General features: G+C 66.7%; 14 protein-coding genes. 8 read left to right on the plus strand and 6 right to left on the minus strand.

Going from position 1 to position 15,098, the window contains the following annotated elements:
- Positions 1-2: 2 nt before the first annotated feature.
- The 6 genes from ACQP1T_RS31395 to ACQP1T_RS31420 form a co-directional block, all read right to left on the minus strand.
- On the minus strand, positions 3-779 hold the full coding sequence (locus tag ACQP1T_RS31395) for an alpha/beta fold hydrolase (RefSeq protein ID WP_433756638.1): 777 nt from the start codon (positions 777-779) through the stop codon (positions 3-5).
- Between the two features lie 23 nt (positions 780-802).
- On the minus strand, positions 803-1,738 hold the full coding sequence (locus tag ACQP1T_RS31400) for a PDR/VanB family oxidoreductase (RefSeq protein WP_433756639.1): 936 nt from the start codon (positions 1,736-1,738) through the stop codon (positions 803-805).
- Positions 1,735-1,929 carry a hypothetical protein gene (locus ACQP1T_RS31405; protein ID WP_433756640.1) on the minus strand — a complete coding sequence of 65 codons (195 nt, stop codon included), beginning with the start codon at positions 1,927-1,929 and terminating at the stop codon, positions 1,735-1,737. Before ACQP1T_RS31405 ends, ACQP1T_RS31400 begins: the two co-directional genes overlap by 4 nt.
- Positions 1,926-3,005, minus strand: coding sequence for a Rieske 2Fe-2S domain-containing protein (locus tag ACQP1T_RS31410; protein ID WP_433756641.1), 1,080 nt, complete (start codon positions 3,003-3,005; stop codon positions 1,926-1,928). The genes ACQP1T_RS31405 and ACQP1T_RS31410 overlap by 4 nt, the downstream gene beginning before the upstream one ends.
- Positions 3,006-3,101: 96 nt before the next feature.
- On the minus strand, positions 3,102-3,845 hold the full coding sequence (locus ACQP1T_RS31415; RefSeq protein WP_433756642.1) for an IclR family transcriptional regulator: 744 nt from the start codon (positions 3,843-3,845) through the stop codon (positions 3,102-3,104).
- 12 nt (positions 3,846-3,857) lie between these two features.
- Positions 3,858-4,316 carry a MarR family winged helix-turn-helix transcriptional regulator gene (locus tag ACQP1T_RS31420; RefSeq protein WP_433756643.1) on the minus strand — a complete coding sequence of 153 codons (459 nt, stop codon included), beginning with the start codon at positions 4,314-4,316 and terminating at the stop codon, positions 3,858-3,860.
- 184 nt (positions 4,317-4,500) lie between these two features.
- Here ACQP1T_RS31420 and ACQP1T_RS31425 point away from each other — a divergent pair, with 184 nt between their 5' ends.
- From ACQP1T_RS31425 to ACQP1T_RS31460, 8 genes are all read left to right on the plus strand, one after another.
- Entirely contained in the window at positions 4,501-5,949 is a 1,449-nt protein-coding gene (locus ACQP1T_RS31425) for an aldehyde dehydrogenase family protein (protein WP_433756644.1), read from the plus strand.
- 19 nt (positions 5,950-5,968) lie between these two features.
- A complete protein-coding gene (locus ACQP1T_RS31430; protein WP_433756645.1) occupies positions 5,969-7,069 on the plus strand; it encodes an NAD(P)-dependent alcohol dehydrogenase in 1,101 nt (366 codons plus the stop codon).
- Positions 7,070-7,093: 24 nt separating this feature from the next.
- On the plus strand, positions 7,094-8,017 hold the full coding sequence (locus ACQP1T_RS31435) for an SDR family oxidoreductase (protein WP_433756646.1): 924 nt from the start codon (positions 7,094-7,096) through the stop codon (positions 8,015-8,017).
- Positions 8,014-8,889, plus strand: coding sequence for an amidohydrolase family protein (locus ACQP1T_RS31440; protein WP_433756647.1), 876 nt, complete (start codon positions 8,014-8,016; stop codon positions 8,887-8,889). The genes ACQP1T_RS31435 and ACQP1T_RS31440 overlap by 4 nt, the downstream gene beginning before the upstream one ends.
- Positions 8,886-10,400 carry an acyl-CoA synthetase gene (locus ACQP1T_RS31445; protein WP_433756648.1) on the plus strand — a complete coding sequence of 505 codons (1,515 nt, stop codon included), beginning with the start codon at positions 8,886-8,888 and terminating at the stop codon, positions 10,398-10,400. Before ACQP1T_RS31440 ends, ACQP1T_RS31445 begins: the two co-directional genes overlap by 4 nt.
- A gap of 27 nt (positions 10,401-10,427) precedes the next feature.
- Positions 10,428-10,886: a MaoC family dehydratase gene (locus ACQP1T_RS31450; protein ID WP_433756649.1), complete on the plus strand. Its 459-nt coding sequence runs from the start codon at positions 10,428-10,430 to the stop codon at positions 10,884-10,886.
- A gap of 244 nt (positions 10,887-11,130) precedes the next feature.
- On the plus strand, positions 11,131-13,905 hold the full coding sequence (locus ACQP1T_RS31455) for a LuxR C-terminal-related transcriptional regulator (protein WP_433756650.1): 2,775 nt from the start codon (positions 11,131-11,133) through the stop codon (positions 13,903-13,905).
- 22 nt (positions 13,906-13,927) lie between these two features.
- Complete coding sequence (locus ACQP1T_RS31460) at positions 13,928-15,097, plus strand: FAD-dependent monooxygenase (protein ID WP_433756651.1); 1,170 nt, start codon at positions 13,928-13,930, stop codon at positions 15,095-15,097.
- Position 15,098: the final 1 nt, after the last annotated feature.

The raw sequence follows: 15,098 nt of genomic DNA on the forward strand, positions 1-15,098 counted from the left end.
CTTCAGCTGGCCAAGAACTCTTGTACCAGCGACACGAGTTCGGCTGGCTTCTCGAAGAACACCACATGGCCGCAATCGATTTCGGCGTATCGGCTGTTCGGGATCGCGGCGTGCAGCCCACGGGCGTGGGTAACCGGTACCAGCTGGTCCTGGGTGCAGCCGATCACCAATGTCGGTGCGGCGATACGGCTCAGCTCGTTTCGGATGTCCACGTCGAGGTTCACCTCGATCTGTCGCAGCGTTCCGGGTTCGGGTTTCGTGGCGCGCAATTGCGCCAGGCCCGCATGGCCGAGGCCGCTCAGGAATGCCGGGCTGAACGCAAGCAGCGGACCGAATGCGGAGGCCATTTCGGGACCGGCCTCCAATGACGCAGCCCAGCCGTGCAGGGTGAGCAGCTGCCGAGGATCCTCCGTCACCGACCAACCGGCTACCAGGACGAGTCTGCGCACCAGTTCGGGCCGCCGTGCCGCGACGGCCGCCGAGACGACCGCGCCGAGCGAGAAGCCGACCAGGTCGACCGGGCCGGTCGATGCGTCCTCGATGGTCGCGATGATCTGCTGGACCAGCAGGTCGAGGGTCAACCGGCGCTCGGGTGCGGTGGTGGCGCCGCTGCCCGCGTAGTCGGGTGTGACAACGGTGTGGCGATCGGTGAACTCGGCTATGAGGTGCCCGAAATTGGATTCGGCGCTCATGCTGGTGCCGTGGACGAGGACCAATCCTGGTCCGGCACCGGACACGGAGTAGTGGACATCGGTATCGGAGACACGGACGACGGGCATAACAGGAACCTTTCGATAGCGGACTAGATGTCCAGGACCAGGCGCGGTGTGCGCGAACGTGAGCGGCAGATCATCATCACGTCGGTGTCCTGTGCGGTGAGGATGCTGTCGCGATGGTCGGGGATACCGTCCAGGACAACGGTTTCGCAGGTGCCGCAGGTGCCTTCACGGCAGGAGGACAGGACCGCGATACCGGCCTGTTCGACGGCGTCGAGGACGGAGGTATTCACCGGGATGTGCACGGTGACACCGGATTGCGCGCATTCGACGTCGAAGGCGGAATCGACAGTCACTTCGGTAGGCTTCGGCGCGAACCGCTCGAGGTGCATGGCATCGGCGGGCCAGGTTGCGGCGCATCGGCTTTCGACCGCCGCCAACAGCGACTCCGGGCCGCAGCAGTACACCAGCGTGCCCGGCTCCGGACCGGACAGGATGGCGTCGAGATCGAGCGGACCGGTCTCGCTCTGCGGATACACCTCGATCGGCCCGAGCTCCGACAGTTCGGGTAGGTAGGCCAGACTCGCGCGGGTGCGGCCGCCGTAGTGCAGGCTCCACTCACCGCCGCGACCCGCGACGGTGCGGATCATCGGCAGCAGCGGTGTGATACCGACGCCACCGGCGATGAACCGATAGCGTTCCGCGTCGCGGAGCGGGAAGTTGTTGCGGGGGCCTCGGATTCGCAGGCGTTCGCCTAGGGTCAGCCGGTCGTGGATGTAGGCCGATCCGCCCCGGCCGCTCGTCTCACGCAGGACCGCGACCGTCAATCGGCCGTGGTCGTCGGGATCGCCGCACAGCGAATACTGGCGTACCAGGTCCGGCCGCAGGATCAGGTCGATGTGTGCGCCCGGCTGCCATTTCGGAATGTGCCCGTCGGTCACGGCGAGGGTGAGTTCGATGATGCCGTCGGCAAGGGTGCGGCGGTCGGCGACGGTGACGGCGAATTCCGGTTCGGTGATCATGCTCCGGCTCCGATCAGGGTGGCGGGCCGCGGATCGGGAACCTCGTTGCGATGACCGTCCGGGTGGGCGAGCAACCATTGCCAGATCTCGATCGGGTCATCGGCGATACGGGTTGCGCCGCAATGGCATCGGCCCAACAGCTGATCGCTGCCCGGGTACCACTGCACGCGATGGCAGGCGGCCGCGGTCATGCTCGGGTCGTTTCGGTCCGGGCGAGCTGGGCGATGAGCCGACGTGCCGCCAAGGCGCCGGTATCGATATTGATCGAGAGCTCCTGGTAAGTGCCACCGGCGCGTTCCTCCGCGGCGATGACCTCCTCGACCAGGTTCAGCGCCACCACGTCCTGCATGACCACGGTGTGATTGCTCTTGTGCAGGTAGTCGGTCACGTCCTGGTCGTCGATCGCGAAATCCCTTGCCACCATCCAGAAGTCGTGTACCGAATGCTCGGTTTCCGGAGTGAGGGCGTACACGATTTCGGTGTGGAACGCGCCGGGATCGGTATCGGCACCGCGTCCGGGCTGGTAGCCGTCGGGCGGATAGTCGCCCTGCGGCGCGACGCGGCTGTGCAGTCGGTACAGGCACGGCGGCTGGAACTCGATGTCCTGCCATCGGGTGATGCGTCCGGTGATGCCGGTCGAATTGGCATAGAACGGCGGGCATTCGGCATCGTCCATATGCCTGCTCACCCGCACCACACCGGCGGCCTGGTCGACCTCGGTGGTGATCGGCGTCTCCGCGACCTCGGGTGTGCCGATATAACCGCCGTGCAAATAGGTTTCGTGGGACAGGTCCATCAGATTGTCCATCAGCAGCGCATGCCTGGCTTGGATGGTCTCCAGGCCGCGGATGGTGGTCCAGCCGTCCTGCACCAGCCACGGTGCGCGCGGTATCGCCGCCGGGTCGGCCGACTCGCTGTCGCCGATCCACACCCAGACGAACGAATCCTGTTCCACCACAGGGTAGGAAGCCACCCGGGCGCTGCGCGGAATGCGGGTCTGCGCTGGCACCGCGACACAGGCGCCGGTGCGGTCGTAGGTGAAACCGTGGTAGCCGCAGACGACACGGTCACCGACCAGCCGTGACTGCGACAGCGGATAGCGGCGGTGGATGCAGCGGTCCGACAGTGCCGCTACCGTGCCGTCCTCGGTCCGGTAGAACACCAGTGGCTCGTTACAGATGGTTCGCGCGAACAAGTCGTGGCCGATCTCCTGGCTGTAGGCGGCCACGTACCACTGGTCGCGGACAATTGCGGTTGTCGGGCTCATCGGAATGCTCCTGAATGTGATCCCCCGGTCGGGCTGTGCGGTCCATCGTGTGGGCCGCCTGGTCGTGAGCCAAGACACACTTCCGTCGAACGGAAGTCAGCGCCCGCCACCCAGCTGGCGCGTGATGCCGTGGGCCGCGGTGCGCACCGCCGGAGCCCACATGGCCCGGCGCGAGTCCCCGGCCGGTACCACGATCGACAGTGCCGCCGCGACCTGACCATCCGAACCGAAAATCGGTGCGGCGACGGAATATCCGTCGAGGGTTATCTGTCCGTCGCTGATCGCGACGCCGGTGCGGCGCACCTCGGCCAGCGCGCGACGCAGCAACTCGGGCGTGCTGATCGTCTTCGTGGTGAATACCGCCAGCGGCCGGTCGGCGATCTTGTCCACGATCTCGGCGGGCGCATAGGCCAGGATGGCCAGCCCGACGCCGGTCGCGTGCATCGGCCACCGCGCACCCACTCGGGTGCGCACGAAGACGGCGTCGCGCCCGGCGAGGAATTCGACATAGACCACTTCGGTGCCGTCGCGCACCGCCAGCTGCACATTCTGGTGCGTCGCCTCGTACAGATCCTCCATGAACGGCAGCGCGACATCACGGATCGGCCTGGCACGCGGGCAATAGGAGGCGATCTCCACCATGCGCAAACCGATCTGATACCCGCCGCTCGCGGCCCGGTCCAGCGCACCCCACTGGACGAGATCGACGACATGGCGGTAGACCGTGGTCTGCGGAAGACCGGTGCGCTCGGCCAGTTCCGACAGCTTCAACACCGGGTGGGCGTTATCGAACGCCTCCAGCAGAACCAGTGCGCGGGCCAGGACCGACGACTGGGTCATTCCCGAAGCCCGTCAGGACAGCGCATGCCAGGCTCGCACCAATGCCGAGCGGAAATCGTCGGCCTGCTCGTCCGTCATACCGCTGATCATCTGCTGTTCCACCGCATCGACCTCGTCGGCGACATCGGCGAGCAACCGCCGCCCCGCCTCGGTCAGGTGGATCAGCAGCTCCCGCCGATTGCGTGAGTTGCGTTCGCGCGCAATGAGTCCGCGACTCTCCAGCGCGCGGACCACATCGGCGACCGACTGTGCCGTGACGAACGAATCCCGCGCCAGCTGCGCGGCCGGTAGACCGTCGTGCCGCTCGAGCACGGTCAGCGCGGTGTACTGCAAGGTGGTGATCCCGACCGGGCGCAGCAGCTCGTCCAGGCGCGCGCGCACCGCCAGCTCGACCCTCTTCACCGCGTACAGCAGCGAGGTCTGACTGCCCAGCGGTCGGCTTATGGTCGGCTTCGCCTCCGAGATCGTCACCAGCACTCTCCTGACCTCTGCGTGGTAGCGGGGATGTTCGGCGAAATCGAGAATAGACCATTGACAGGAATCCTGTTAGTGGCGAATAGTGGCTGACATCACTAAAACCATCAGGTTTCCTGTTGATGAGAGCAGGCGCATCTCGGCCGCGCGGCCGGAGTCGTCGGGACGGGACCGAGGAAGCATGAGCACCAACGACAACATCGACGGACAGCTGTTCATCGACGGCAAATGGCGGAACTCCGCATCGGGTGGCCACAGCGATGTGGTCGACCCGTCGACCGGTCGGGTCATCGGCACTGTCGCCGAGGCCGACCGCAGCGATGTCGATCACGCGGTCGCCGCCGCGCGCGCGGCATTCACCGAATGGTCAGGCCGCAGCGGCCGGGAACGGGCGCGCATTCTGCTCCGAATCGCCGAGCTGGTGCGCGAGAACGCCGACGAGTTGGTCCGGCTGGAAAGCCTCGACGTCGGCAAGCCGGTCACCCTGTGCCGATCGGTGGACGTCTCGACCACCATCGAGCAGTACGAGTACTGCGCCGCGCTCGCCCAGACCATCGAGGGCGCCACCCGCCGCACGCCGCTGCCCGCCTTCGCCTACACCCGCCGCGATCCACTCGGTGTGGTCGCCGCCATTACACCGTTCAACTTTCCACTGATCCTGTCGACCTCCAAGATCGCGCCCGCGCTGGCCGCGGGCAATGTCGTCGTCCACAAGCCCGCCGAAGAGACGCCGCTCAGTGCGCTGTTCATGGCGACGCTGTTCGAGCGGGCCGGTGTGCCATCGGGTGTGGTCAACGTCGTCACGGGCTCCGGCCCGGTAGTGGGTGCGGCGCTGCTCGAACATCCGGGCGTGGACAAGATCGCGTTCACCGGTTCCACCGAGATCGGTCGGCGCGCGGCGAGTGCGGCCGGTGCGGCGTTGAAGCCGGTGACCATGGAACTCGGCGGCAATGCCGCGCAGATCGTGTTCGCCGACGCCGATGTCGAGAAGGCCATCGGCGCGATCATCAAAGGGTTCGTCTTCAATACCGGGCAGTTCTGTATGGGCGGTCCCCGACTGCTGGTCGCTCGGTCGCTCTACGAGACCATCGTCGGCATCCTCGGCGAAGCCGTCGCGGGCGTACCTGTCGGCGACCCCCGCGATCCGGCGACCGTGGTGGGACCGATGGCCGCGCAACGGCATATCGCGAAGGTCGAAGAGTATGTCGCGCTGGCTCGCCGGGAGGGCGGTCGGGTCGTGTGCGGTGGTGAACGGCTGGAGCTGGACGGTGGATATTACTACAAACCGACCGTGATCGCGGACCTCGCCGACGACTCCCGCGTGGTGCAGGAGGAGATCTTCGGGCCGGTGCTCACGGTGCAGGCCTTCGATACCGAAGACGAAGCGATCGCACTGGCCAACGGCACGCGCTACGGACTCGCATCCGGCCTGCACACCACCGACCTCGCCCGCGCGCACCGCGTCGCCGACAAATTGCAGGCCGGAATCGTCTGGGTCAACGACTGGGCCATGCTCGACCCGGCCATGCCGTTCGGCGGTGTCAAGGACTCCGGCTTCGGACGCGAATACGGGCCCGAGGCCCTCGCGTCCTACACCAAGGTCAAATCCGTTGTCATAGCTCTCGATTGAATCCGCAGGGACACCCATCATGACCACCACCACCTGGGCAGCCGTCGTCGAATCCGGCGGTGCGCCGTTCACCCTCTCGCCGATCGAACTCGATGAACCACCACCGCACGAGGCGATCGTGCGCATGGTCGCTGTAGGCGTCTGCCACACCGACCTCGGCGTCGCCAGCGGCGGGCTGCCGTTTCCGCTCCCCGGCGTCCTCGGTCACGAAGGCGCGGGCATCGTCGAACGGGTCGGATCCGAAGTCACCGGTGTCGTCCCCGGTGATCACGTGCTGCTGTCGTTCACCTCGTGCGGAGCGTGCGCGAACTGTCGCGACGGCCACCCCGCCTATTGCGCAACCTGGTTGCCGCTCAACCTGATCGGCGGTGCGCGAGCCGACGACAGCCACACCATCACCCGCGATCACGCGCCCTTGGGCGGGCACTTCTTCGGGCAGTCGTCGTTCAGCCGACTCGCGCTCGTCGACGAGCGCAGCATGATCGTCGTCGACTCGGACGTGCCGCTGGAAACGATTGCCCCGCTCGGGTGCGGCGTCCAGACCGGTGTCGGCGCGATCTGGAATGTCGTACAGCCGCGTCCGGGGTCGAGTGTTGTGGTTCTCGGTGCGGGCGCGGTCGGCTTATCCGCGATTATGGCGGCCACGCTGTCACCGGCCACGACCATCATCGCCGTCGACAAGGTCGCCGAACGCCTCGAACTGGCCTGGGAACTCGGCGCAACGCACATCATCGATGCGACGACGACCGATGTCGCCGCGGCGATCACCGAATTCACCGGTGGCGCCGATGCCGTCGTGGAAACCACCGGCAGCACCGCCGTACTGCGCATCGGTGCGGATGTCCTCGCCGCACGCGGCACGCTGGTCATTGTCGGCGCACCACCGTTCGGTGCGGAGGTGGCCCTCGACGTCAACGCCATGCTGCCCGGCCGCAAGATCGTCGGACTCACCCTGGGCGACCACGAAACCCGCACCGCCATACCGGCTTTGGTGTCACTGGTGCACAGCGGACGACTCCCGATCGACAAGCTGATCACCCGGTACCCATTCGACGATATCGGGCAGGCCGTGGCGGATATGACCTCCGGCAAGGCGATCAAACCCGTCCTCATCTTCTGACGCTCATCGAAAGGAACATCGCAGATGGATCTCACCGGCAAAGTCGCCATTGTCACCGGCAGCGGACAAGGTCTCGGCCTCGCCTATGCCAAGGCTTTGGCCGCCGCGGGCGCGGCCGTCGTTGTCAACGACGTGGCCGCCGACCGCGCCGAGAAGGCCGCCGCCGAAATCGCCGAATCCGGCGGTCGAGCACTCGCCGTACCGGTCGCGGTCGGCACCACCGAGGCCGCGCAGACCCTCGTCGCGGCGGCCGTCGACACGTTCGGGCGACTGGATGCGATGGTGACCAATGCGGGCATCCTGCGCGACAAGGTGCTCTGGAATATGTCCGACGACGACTTCGACGCCGTCATCCACGTTCATCTGCGCGGCACCTTCACCTGTGTTCGGGAAGCGGTCAAACACTTCCGTCAGGCCGGGCACGGCGGGCGGGTCGTGCTCGCCGGATCCCCCGCCGGGCAGCGCGGCAACTTCGGTCAAACCAACTACGCGGCAGCCAAAGCCGGTATCGCGGCGATGGCGCGCACGTGGGCGATGGAATGTGCGAGGGCCGAAATCACGGTCAACGCGATCATCCCGAATGCGGCGACCGCGATGACCGAGACCATCCCCTTCCTCGCGCCCTACGTCGAGGGAATGAAGAATGGCGAGCCGATTCCCTCGGTGGTGCGTCGCGCAGCTTCGTTCGGCACGCCGGAGGATGTCGCCGGACTGGTGGTTTTCCTGGCTTCCGATGCGTCCGCCCATATCACCGGGCAGTGCGTAGGCATCGGCGGCGACCGCTTGTCGCTCTGGTCGCATCCGAGCGAAATCCGCAGCGCCTTCCTCGACGGCGGCTGGACCGCCGACGCGATCGCCGAGGCGTTCGACTCCTCGATCGGTGAGCAGCTCGAAACCTACGGCATCCCGCTGCCCAAGATCCCGACCACCGCGCAGCAGCTGTCATGAGTCTCGACCTGGACCAACTCGTCGCGATCGACGTGCACACGCACGCCGAAACCGATGGCTGCGGCCACTATTCGCTACCGGACCAGCTGCGCGCCGGTGCCGAGGACTACTTCGGCGCCGAATCGGGCCCGCCGACCATCGACGAGATGGCCGCCTACTATCGGGAACGCCGCATGGCCGCGGTGGTATTCACCGTCGACGCCGAATCAGCATTGGGCCACCGACGGATCAGCAATGACGACATCGCCACCGCGGCCGCCGCGCACAGCGACGTCCTCATCCCGTTCGCCAGTATCGATCCGGCCAAGGGCAAGGCGGGACTGGCCGAAGCCCGGCGACTGGTCGTCGAGCACGGGGTGCGCGGATTCAAATTCCATCCCAGCGTGCAGGCCTTCCGGCCCGACGATCGCGCCGTCTACCCGCTCTACGAGACCATCAGCGAGCTCGGGGTGCCCGCCCTGTTCCATTCCGGGCAGACCGGAATCGGATCGGGGCTGCCCGGTGGCGGCGGCATCCGGCTCAAGTACTCCAATCCGATGCTGCTCGACGATGTGGCCGTCGACTTCCCGGATCTGACGATCATCATCGCGCACCCGTCGTTTCCCTGGCAGGACGAAGCGCTGGCCGTGGCCACCCACAAACCCAATGTCTATATCGATCTGTCCGGGTGGTCGCCGAAATACTTTCCGCCGCAACTGGTCAAGTACGCCAACAGCCTGCTCAAACGAAAGGTGTTGTTCGGCTCGGACTTTCCGCTCATCTCACCGGATCGGTGGATGAAGGACTTCGAGCAACTCGACATCAAGGACGAGGTCCGCCCCCTGATCCTGCGCGAAAACGCCATCACCGCACTGGGATTGAGGTCGGCATGATGGACCAGGGCATCGGCTCGTGGCCGCGTCGGCGGGCCAGGATGGAGCCTGACGCCATCGCGCTGATCCAACAGGACCGGTGCGTCGACTACGCCACCCTCGCCGATCGCGTGGACATCCTCGCAGCGGCCCTCGCCGAATTCGGTGTCGGACCGGGCGACCGAGTCGCCTATCTCGGGCACAACGATATCGCGACCTTCGAAACCCTCTTCGCCACAATGCATCTCGGTGCCATCTTCGTCGCACTCAATACTCGGCTCGCGGCCCCGGAGCTCGCTGGTCTGCTCGATGATGCCGACCCAGCGGTGTTCGTCACCGGTGCCGACACCGGTATCGATGCGCTCGCACGAAGCTCCGCCACACCCCGCCTGCTGCACCTGGGCGAGGAATACGAGAACGCGATCGCCGAACGCACCGGACGAACACCACCAGCCCACGCGGTCGGACTCGAAGATCCCGCATTGATCCTCTACACCTCCGGCACCACCGGCCGCCCCAAGGGCGCCGTACTCACCCACGGCAATATCGTCTGGAACACCCTCAACCAGTTCGCCCATTTCAGTCTCGGCCGCGACGATGTCAGCTTGTGTTCCGCCCCGCTGTTCCACGTACTCGGCCTTGGGCAGATCACGCTGCCGACCCTCTACGCGGGCGGAACCGTCGTTGTCATACCGAAATTCGATCCCGGCGAGTTCCTGGCCACCATCGAGCGCAGGCGGGCCACGGTATTCCCGCTCGCCCCGACCATGCTGAAAATGCTGTGCGAGGCGCCCGAGTGGGAGACCACCGATCTGTCGAGCGTCCGCTGCGTCGCATTCGGCGGCTCACCCGTCCTCGAACACGTGGCCAAGGCATGGCTGTCCCGCGGCATCCAAGCCCTACAGGGCTACGGCATGACCGAGGCAGCCCCCGGCGTGCTGATGGCACTGCGCCACGGCGCCGACGCACATCCGGTATCCGCGGGTGTTCCGCACTTCTTCACCGACGTCGCGCTGCTCACCCCGACCGGCGAGATCATCGAAGGTCCGGGCCAGGGCGAACTACTTGTCAAGGGCCCCAACGTCTTTGCCGGATACTGGCATCGACCCGATGCCACCGCACAGGCGTTCATCGACGGCTGGTTCCGCACCGGCGATATCGTCCGCATCGACGATGACGGCTGGGCGCACATTGTCGACCGCGTCAAAGACATGATCATCTCCGGTGGCGAGAACATCTATCCCGCCGAGGTCGAAGCGGCCATCGCGCGTCTGGAGGGCGTCGGCGACTGCGCTGTGGTCGCCGTGCCCGACGAGCGTTGGGGTGAGGTCGGATTGGCGTTCATCGTCGTCCGCGCCGGTCACGTCATCGATGAAGACGTGATCCGCACACATCTCGAAGCAAATCTCGCCCGATACAAGATCCCGAAGTACTACGTCTTCCGTGAGCAGCTGCCGCGAAACGCCGTCGGCAAGCTCCAGCGCCTGCTGCTGCGCGACGACGCTCGCCAAATGCGCGGACTGACACCGTAATCCACAACAACCGAAGGAGACCGCCACATGGCGACCACCGTCGACAAACCCACCGACCTACTCGACCTCATCGGCACCGAGCTCGGCACCAGCGACTGGCTAGAGATCCCACAGCGCGATATCGACATGTTCGCCGAGGCCACCCACGACCAGCAGTGGATCCATGTCGATGTCGAACGCGCGAAGACCGGCCCCTTCGGCGGCACCATCGCCCACGGCTATCTGACCCTGTCGCTACTCATTCCGCTCTGGTCGCAAATACTCGTCATCGAAAACCGCGGCATGGCAATCAATTACGGCCTAAACAAGGTCCGATTCCCAGCGCCCGTCCCCGCGGGCGCCAAGGTCCGCCTCACCGCCACCCTCGCCGACGCCACCGACCTCGGCGACGGCGCGGTGCAAGTCACTGTCGACGCGGTCATGGAGCGCGAAGGCGCCGAGAAACCGGTATGCATCGCCCAGATGGTGCACCGCTACTTCCAGTAGCGTCTCAGCTGGCCTGACAGGTGCGGCGCCAGAAGAGGTTTCGGCCCTCCAGCAGGTGCGGGCGGTCGGCCATATTCCCATCCGGGATGGCCGACCAGCGTCCCGGCTCGGTCGCCATCGGTGATGTCGAATCTCCGGGTAGATCCGGGGCTGTCGCGTTCCAGCGCACTGGACTGCTATCTGATGCCAGTGCATCGGCACTAAGGTTTCAGAGTCAACGGATTCCGGATATCGGGACGGGCAGATGCTGTATGGCCGCAAGTGCGAGGAAGATTCGATCGGCGAACTGCTCGCCGCGTCCGCGCAGGGGTGCCCGGGGGTCCTGATCCTGCGCGGCGATGCCGGAATCGGAAAGTCGGCCCTACTGGACTATGCGGAGACCGCGGCACAATGCCGGACGCTGCGGGTAACCGGCATCGAATCCGAGGCCGAGCTACCCTATGCCGCTCTCCAGGTCCTGCTTCGCCCGGTCCTCGGTACGCTCACCCACCTGCCCCGGCAGCAGGCGGACGCGCTGCTGAGCGCCCTCGGGCTGGGTGAGACCACATCCGGCGACCGGTTTCTCGTCGGCTTGGCCACGCTGAGCCTTTTGACCGAGCTCTCGGCCGAGGAACCACTGCTTTGTCTGATCGACGACGCACACTGGCTCGATCAGGAATCCGCCGACGCGCTGCTGTTCGCGGTGCGGCGTTTACACAGCGAGCCGGTGAGCCTGATCTTCGCTGCCCGCGACGAGGGTCGTTCCTTTTTCGCGCCCGGAGTGGCTGAACTGCGGCTGCCTGGGCTGGATCGGGAGGCCGCGCGTGCACTCGCCGACTCCGGCGGTGCACTCGCCCCGGCGGTCCGCGACCAGATAGTCGCCGAGTCGGGCGGCAATCCCCTCGCGCTGCTGGAGCTCACGCGAATGCTCACCCCCGAGCAACGCGCCGGAGCCTTCACCCCATTCACCTATTCGCTGGGAATCGCTGAGCCGCCATCGGATCGGGTGCTCTCGGGTTTCCGCGAGAGAATCCGCGTGCTGTCGCCGGAGACGCGCATATGCCTATTGGTGGCGGCTTTGGAGGACACCGGCCAAGTGACACCGGTGGCGCGTGCCCTCGCGACACTCGGAGTGGATCTGGCCGACTTCGCCCCAGCCGAGCAGGCCGGCCTCGTACACGTCACCACCACCGGAATCGTGTTCCGGCACCCCTTGGTGCGCACCGCGACCCGGCTCGCCTCGGATGTCGGTCAGCGCATGGCCGCCCATTCCGCCCTGGCAGAAACCGTCGACGACGACCGGCGAGCCTGGCATCTGGCCGCGATTGCTGTCACCCCCGATGCGGCGATCGCCGACGAATTGGAAAGAGCGGCGGTGCGTGCGCGGCGGCGCGGCGGCCAGATCGCGGTCTGCAGCGCATATGCCCGCGCCGCCGAGCTCTCACCCGATCCCGCAGCGGCGGTTCGGCGCTGGGCGGCAGCGGCTTCCGCTGCCTTGGACGCTGGAATATCCGGGCGCGCAGCGGAACTCGTGCAACGCGCGGCAACCGGCACCGTGCGCGCCGAGGCCGCGGTCGCCGCCGAATTGTCCCGGGTGCGAGCGGCGCTCGCCTTCGACGCCGGTAGGCCGCTCGACGCCGCCCGCTTACTTCACGAGGGTGTCGTGGCGTTGGACGGGTCGGCCCGCGACGACGTGACGAGAATGACGATGCTCGGCTGGGCGGCCATCTACACCTGGTCCAGCCGACCGCACCCGGATCAGATAGAACTGGCACGGCAGACCGAACGCCTTACCCCGGCGTTGCCCGGACCACTCGGCGCGGTCCATGCGCTCACCCAGGACATTCGACTGCTCTTGGAGGGCGATCGGCTCGCCGTCAACATCGCGCCGTACGGGCTCGGGCGACTCGAGGACGCCCCCTTCGACCTGCATGTTCTGGCGGCCTACCTCAGCTTCGCCCGTGGCGACGTGACCGGCATGATCAGGGATGCGACGCGGTCGGTCGACGTGTGCCGATCGGCGGGCCGGATCGGGCGCATGCCGCAGGCCATGATGATGCTCGCGATCGCCGAACTCGTCAGCGGCCGGCACCGGGCCGCGCGAGCCACCGCTCTCGAGGCCCGGCTGCTGGCGGGGGATATCGGCCAGCCATATTGGAAGCACTACTTATCGGGTGTGGCCGCCTGGATGTACGCGGTAGCCGGCGATGAAAAGCAATGCCATGCCCTGGCCGCGGAAGCACAGGCCGAGGGCGGCGCGTGGATGACCGGCCACGCGTGGGCAACCTGGGCGTTGGTGGCCCTCGACACCGGGCTCGGTCGGTACCAGCAGGTGCTGGCCCGGCTGGACAAGGCCGCGACCGGCCCGGCGCGGCACGGATTCGTCTGGCGCTACGCCTACCCGGATTACGTCGAGGCCGCCGTGCGGACCGGAGATCCACACCGAGCGGACCCCATGCTGGCCCGCTTCGCGAATTGGGCTCGGGCGACCGGGAATCCGTGGTCACTGGCCGTTCTGCAGCGCTGCTACGCCCTGCTTACCGACGGCGACGCCGCAGACCTGTATGAGCAAGCGCTGAGTCTGCATGAGCACGGCGATCAGCCCTTCGAGCAGGCCCGCACCGAACTCCTCTACGGCGAGTGGCTCCGCCGGCACAATCGCCGCGCCGACGCGCGCGCCCAACTCGTGTCCGCGTTGTCGACCTTCGACCAGTTGGGCGCGGCACCGTGGGCCGACCGCGCCGCGGCGGAATTGCGCGCGACCGGAGTCTCATCGGCCGGTCAGACCCGGAGTTCGGATCCGCTGGCGGCATTGACGCCACAGGAACTTCAGGTGATCCGGCTGGCCGCGACCGGCGCGACCAATCGCGAAATCGGCACTCGGCTGTTCCTCAGTGCACGCACGGTCGCTTATCACCTGTACAAGGCGTTTCCGAAGCTCGGAGTCTCCTCGCGCGCCGAACTCGCCAGGTACGTCGACTTAGACGGACCGGCAGGAGACGGTGGCGACTACCGTCATTTGACGGACGCGCCAGCATAGCGGCGTCCGTAGCGTCGCTGTCATGACTCTTCCCAGCCATACAGATGTGCTCATCGTCGGCGCCGGTCCGGTCGGCATGGCACTTGCGGCGTCCTTGGCGGACAAGGGCGTTGCCGCGGTGCTCATCGACAAACAGGCCGAGGGCGCGAATACCTCCCGTGCCGCGGTCGTGCACGCCAGAACCCTCGAGGTGCTGACCGAACTCGAGGTGACCGACGAACTCGTGGCGCGCGGCATCATCGTGCCGCGCGCCACGGTCCGGGAACGTGACCGTGTCCTGCTGCACGTCGGCTTCGACGACCTGCCCACCGACTATCCCTACACACTGCTGATTCCTCAGGACATCACCGAAGCCGTTCTGCTGCGGCGTTTGTCGAACCTCGGCGGCAGCGTGATCCGGCCCTGCGAACTGACTTCGCTCACCCAGGACACCGACGGAGTCACCGCGACAACCACATCCGGCGAACAGATCCGGGCACGCTACGCGGTCGGTGCGGACGGTATGCACAGCCTGGTTCGCGAGCAATCCGGCATCGGCTTCCAGGGCGATACCTACGCGCAGTCGTTCGTCCTCGCCGATGCCCTGCTGGACGGGGACGTCCCCGAAGCGGAAATCCGGCTCTACTTCTCCCCCGAAGGCGTGACCGTCCTCGCGCCGCTGCCGGGCGGCCATCATCGGATCGTCGCAACGGTGGACGAGGCACCACCCGAACCCGATCACGACCATGTGCAGAACCTGCTGACCGCGCGTGGCCCGCAGGCGGATCCGGCCATCGTCCGGGAGATCGTGTGGAGCTCTCGATTCCGGGTGCACCACCGGCTCGCCGAGCACTACCGCACGGGCCGGATCTTCCTCGCCGGCGACGCCGCACATGTGCACAGCCCCGCCGGCGGGCAGGGCATGAATACCGGCCTGCAGGACGCGCTGAACCTGGCCGCCAAATTGGCCGCGGTGATCCGCGAGGGCGCACCCGACGCCACCCTCGACGCCTACGAGACCGAGCGGCGGCCCGTTGCCGAGGAGGTCGTCGCCTTCACCGACACGATGACCCGCATCGCCACCGTCAGCAGCGCGCCCCTGCGCGGTGTGCGCAATACCGCGCTGCGCGCCCTGGACTGGATCCCGGCGGTCCACCGCAAAATGGCCATGAACCTGTCCGAGCTGGGCCTGGATCCGCAGCGAATCCACTAAC

The organism is Nocardia sp. CA-135398 (genome assembly GCF_050955845.1).
In the GTDB taxonomy this organism is placed as follows: Bacteria; Actinomycetota; Actinomycetes; order Mycobacteriales; family Mycobacteriaceae; genus Nocardia.

Bases quoted from the DNA above. Each gene is read 5' to 3' on its own strand.
- ACQP1T_RS31395 (WP_433756638.1), bottom strand. From the start codon at position 779: ATGCCCGTCGTCCGTGTCTCCGATACCGATGTCCACTACTCCGTGTCC.
- ACQP1T_RS31400 (WP_433756639.1), bottom strand. From the start codon at position 1,738: ATGATCACCGAACCGGAATTCGCCGTCACCGTCGCCGACCGCCGCACC.
- ACQP1T_RS31405 (WP_433756640.1), bottom strand. From the start codon at position 1,929: ATGACCGCGGCCGCCTGCCATCGCGTGCAGTGGTACCCGGGCAGCGAT.
- ACQP1T_RS31410 (WP_433756641.1), bottom strand. From the start codon at position 3,005: ATGAGCCCGACAACCGCAATTGTCCGCGACCAGTGGTACGTGGCCGCC.
- ACQP1T_RS31415 (WP_433756642.1), bottom strand. From the start codon at position 3,845: ATGACCCAGTCGTCGGTCCTGGCCCGCGCACTGGTTCTGCTGGAGGCG.
- ACQP1T_RS31425 (WP_433756644.1), top strand. From the start codon at position 4,501: ATGAGCACCAACGACAACATCGACGGACAGCTGTTCATCGACGGCAAA.
- ACQP1T_RS31430 (WP_433756645.1), top strand. From the start codon at position 5,969: ATGACCACCACCACCTGGGCAGCCGTCGTCGAATCCGGCGGTGCGCCG.
- ACQP1T_RS31435 (WP_433756646.1), top strand. From the start codon at position 7,094: ATGGATCTCACCGGCAAAGTCGCCATTGTCACCGGCAGCGGACAAGGT.
- ACQP1T_RS31440 (WP_433756647.1), top strand. From the start codon at position 8,014: ATGAGTCTCGACCTGGACCAACTCGTCGCGATCGACGTGCACACGCAC.
- ACQP1T_RS31445 (WP_433756648.1), top strand. From the start codon at position 8,886: ATGATGGACCAGGGCATCGGCTCGTGGCCGCGTCGGCGGGCCAGGATG.
- ACQP1T_RS31450 (WP_433756649.1), top strand. From the start codon at position 10,428: ATGGCGACCACCGTCGACAAACCCACCGACCTACTCGACCTCATCGGC.
- ACQP1T_RS31455 (WP_433756650.1), top strand. From the start codon at position 11,131: ATGCTGTATGGCCGCAAGTGCGAGGAAGATTCGATCGGCGAACTGCTC.
- ACQP1T_RS31460 (WP_433756651.1), top strand. From the start codon at position 13,928: ATGACTCTTCCCAGCCATACAGATGTGCTCATCGTCGGCGCCGGTCCG.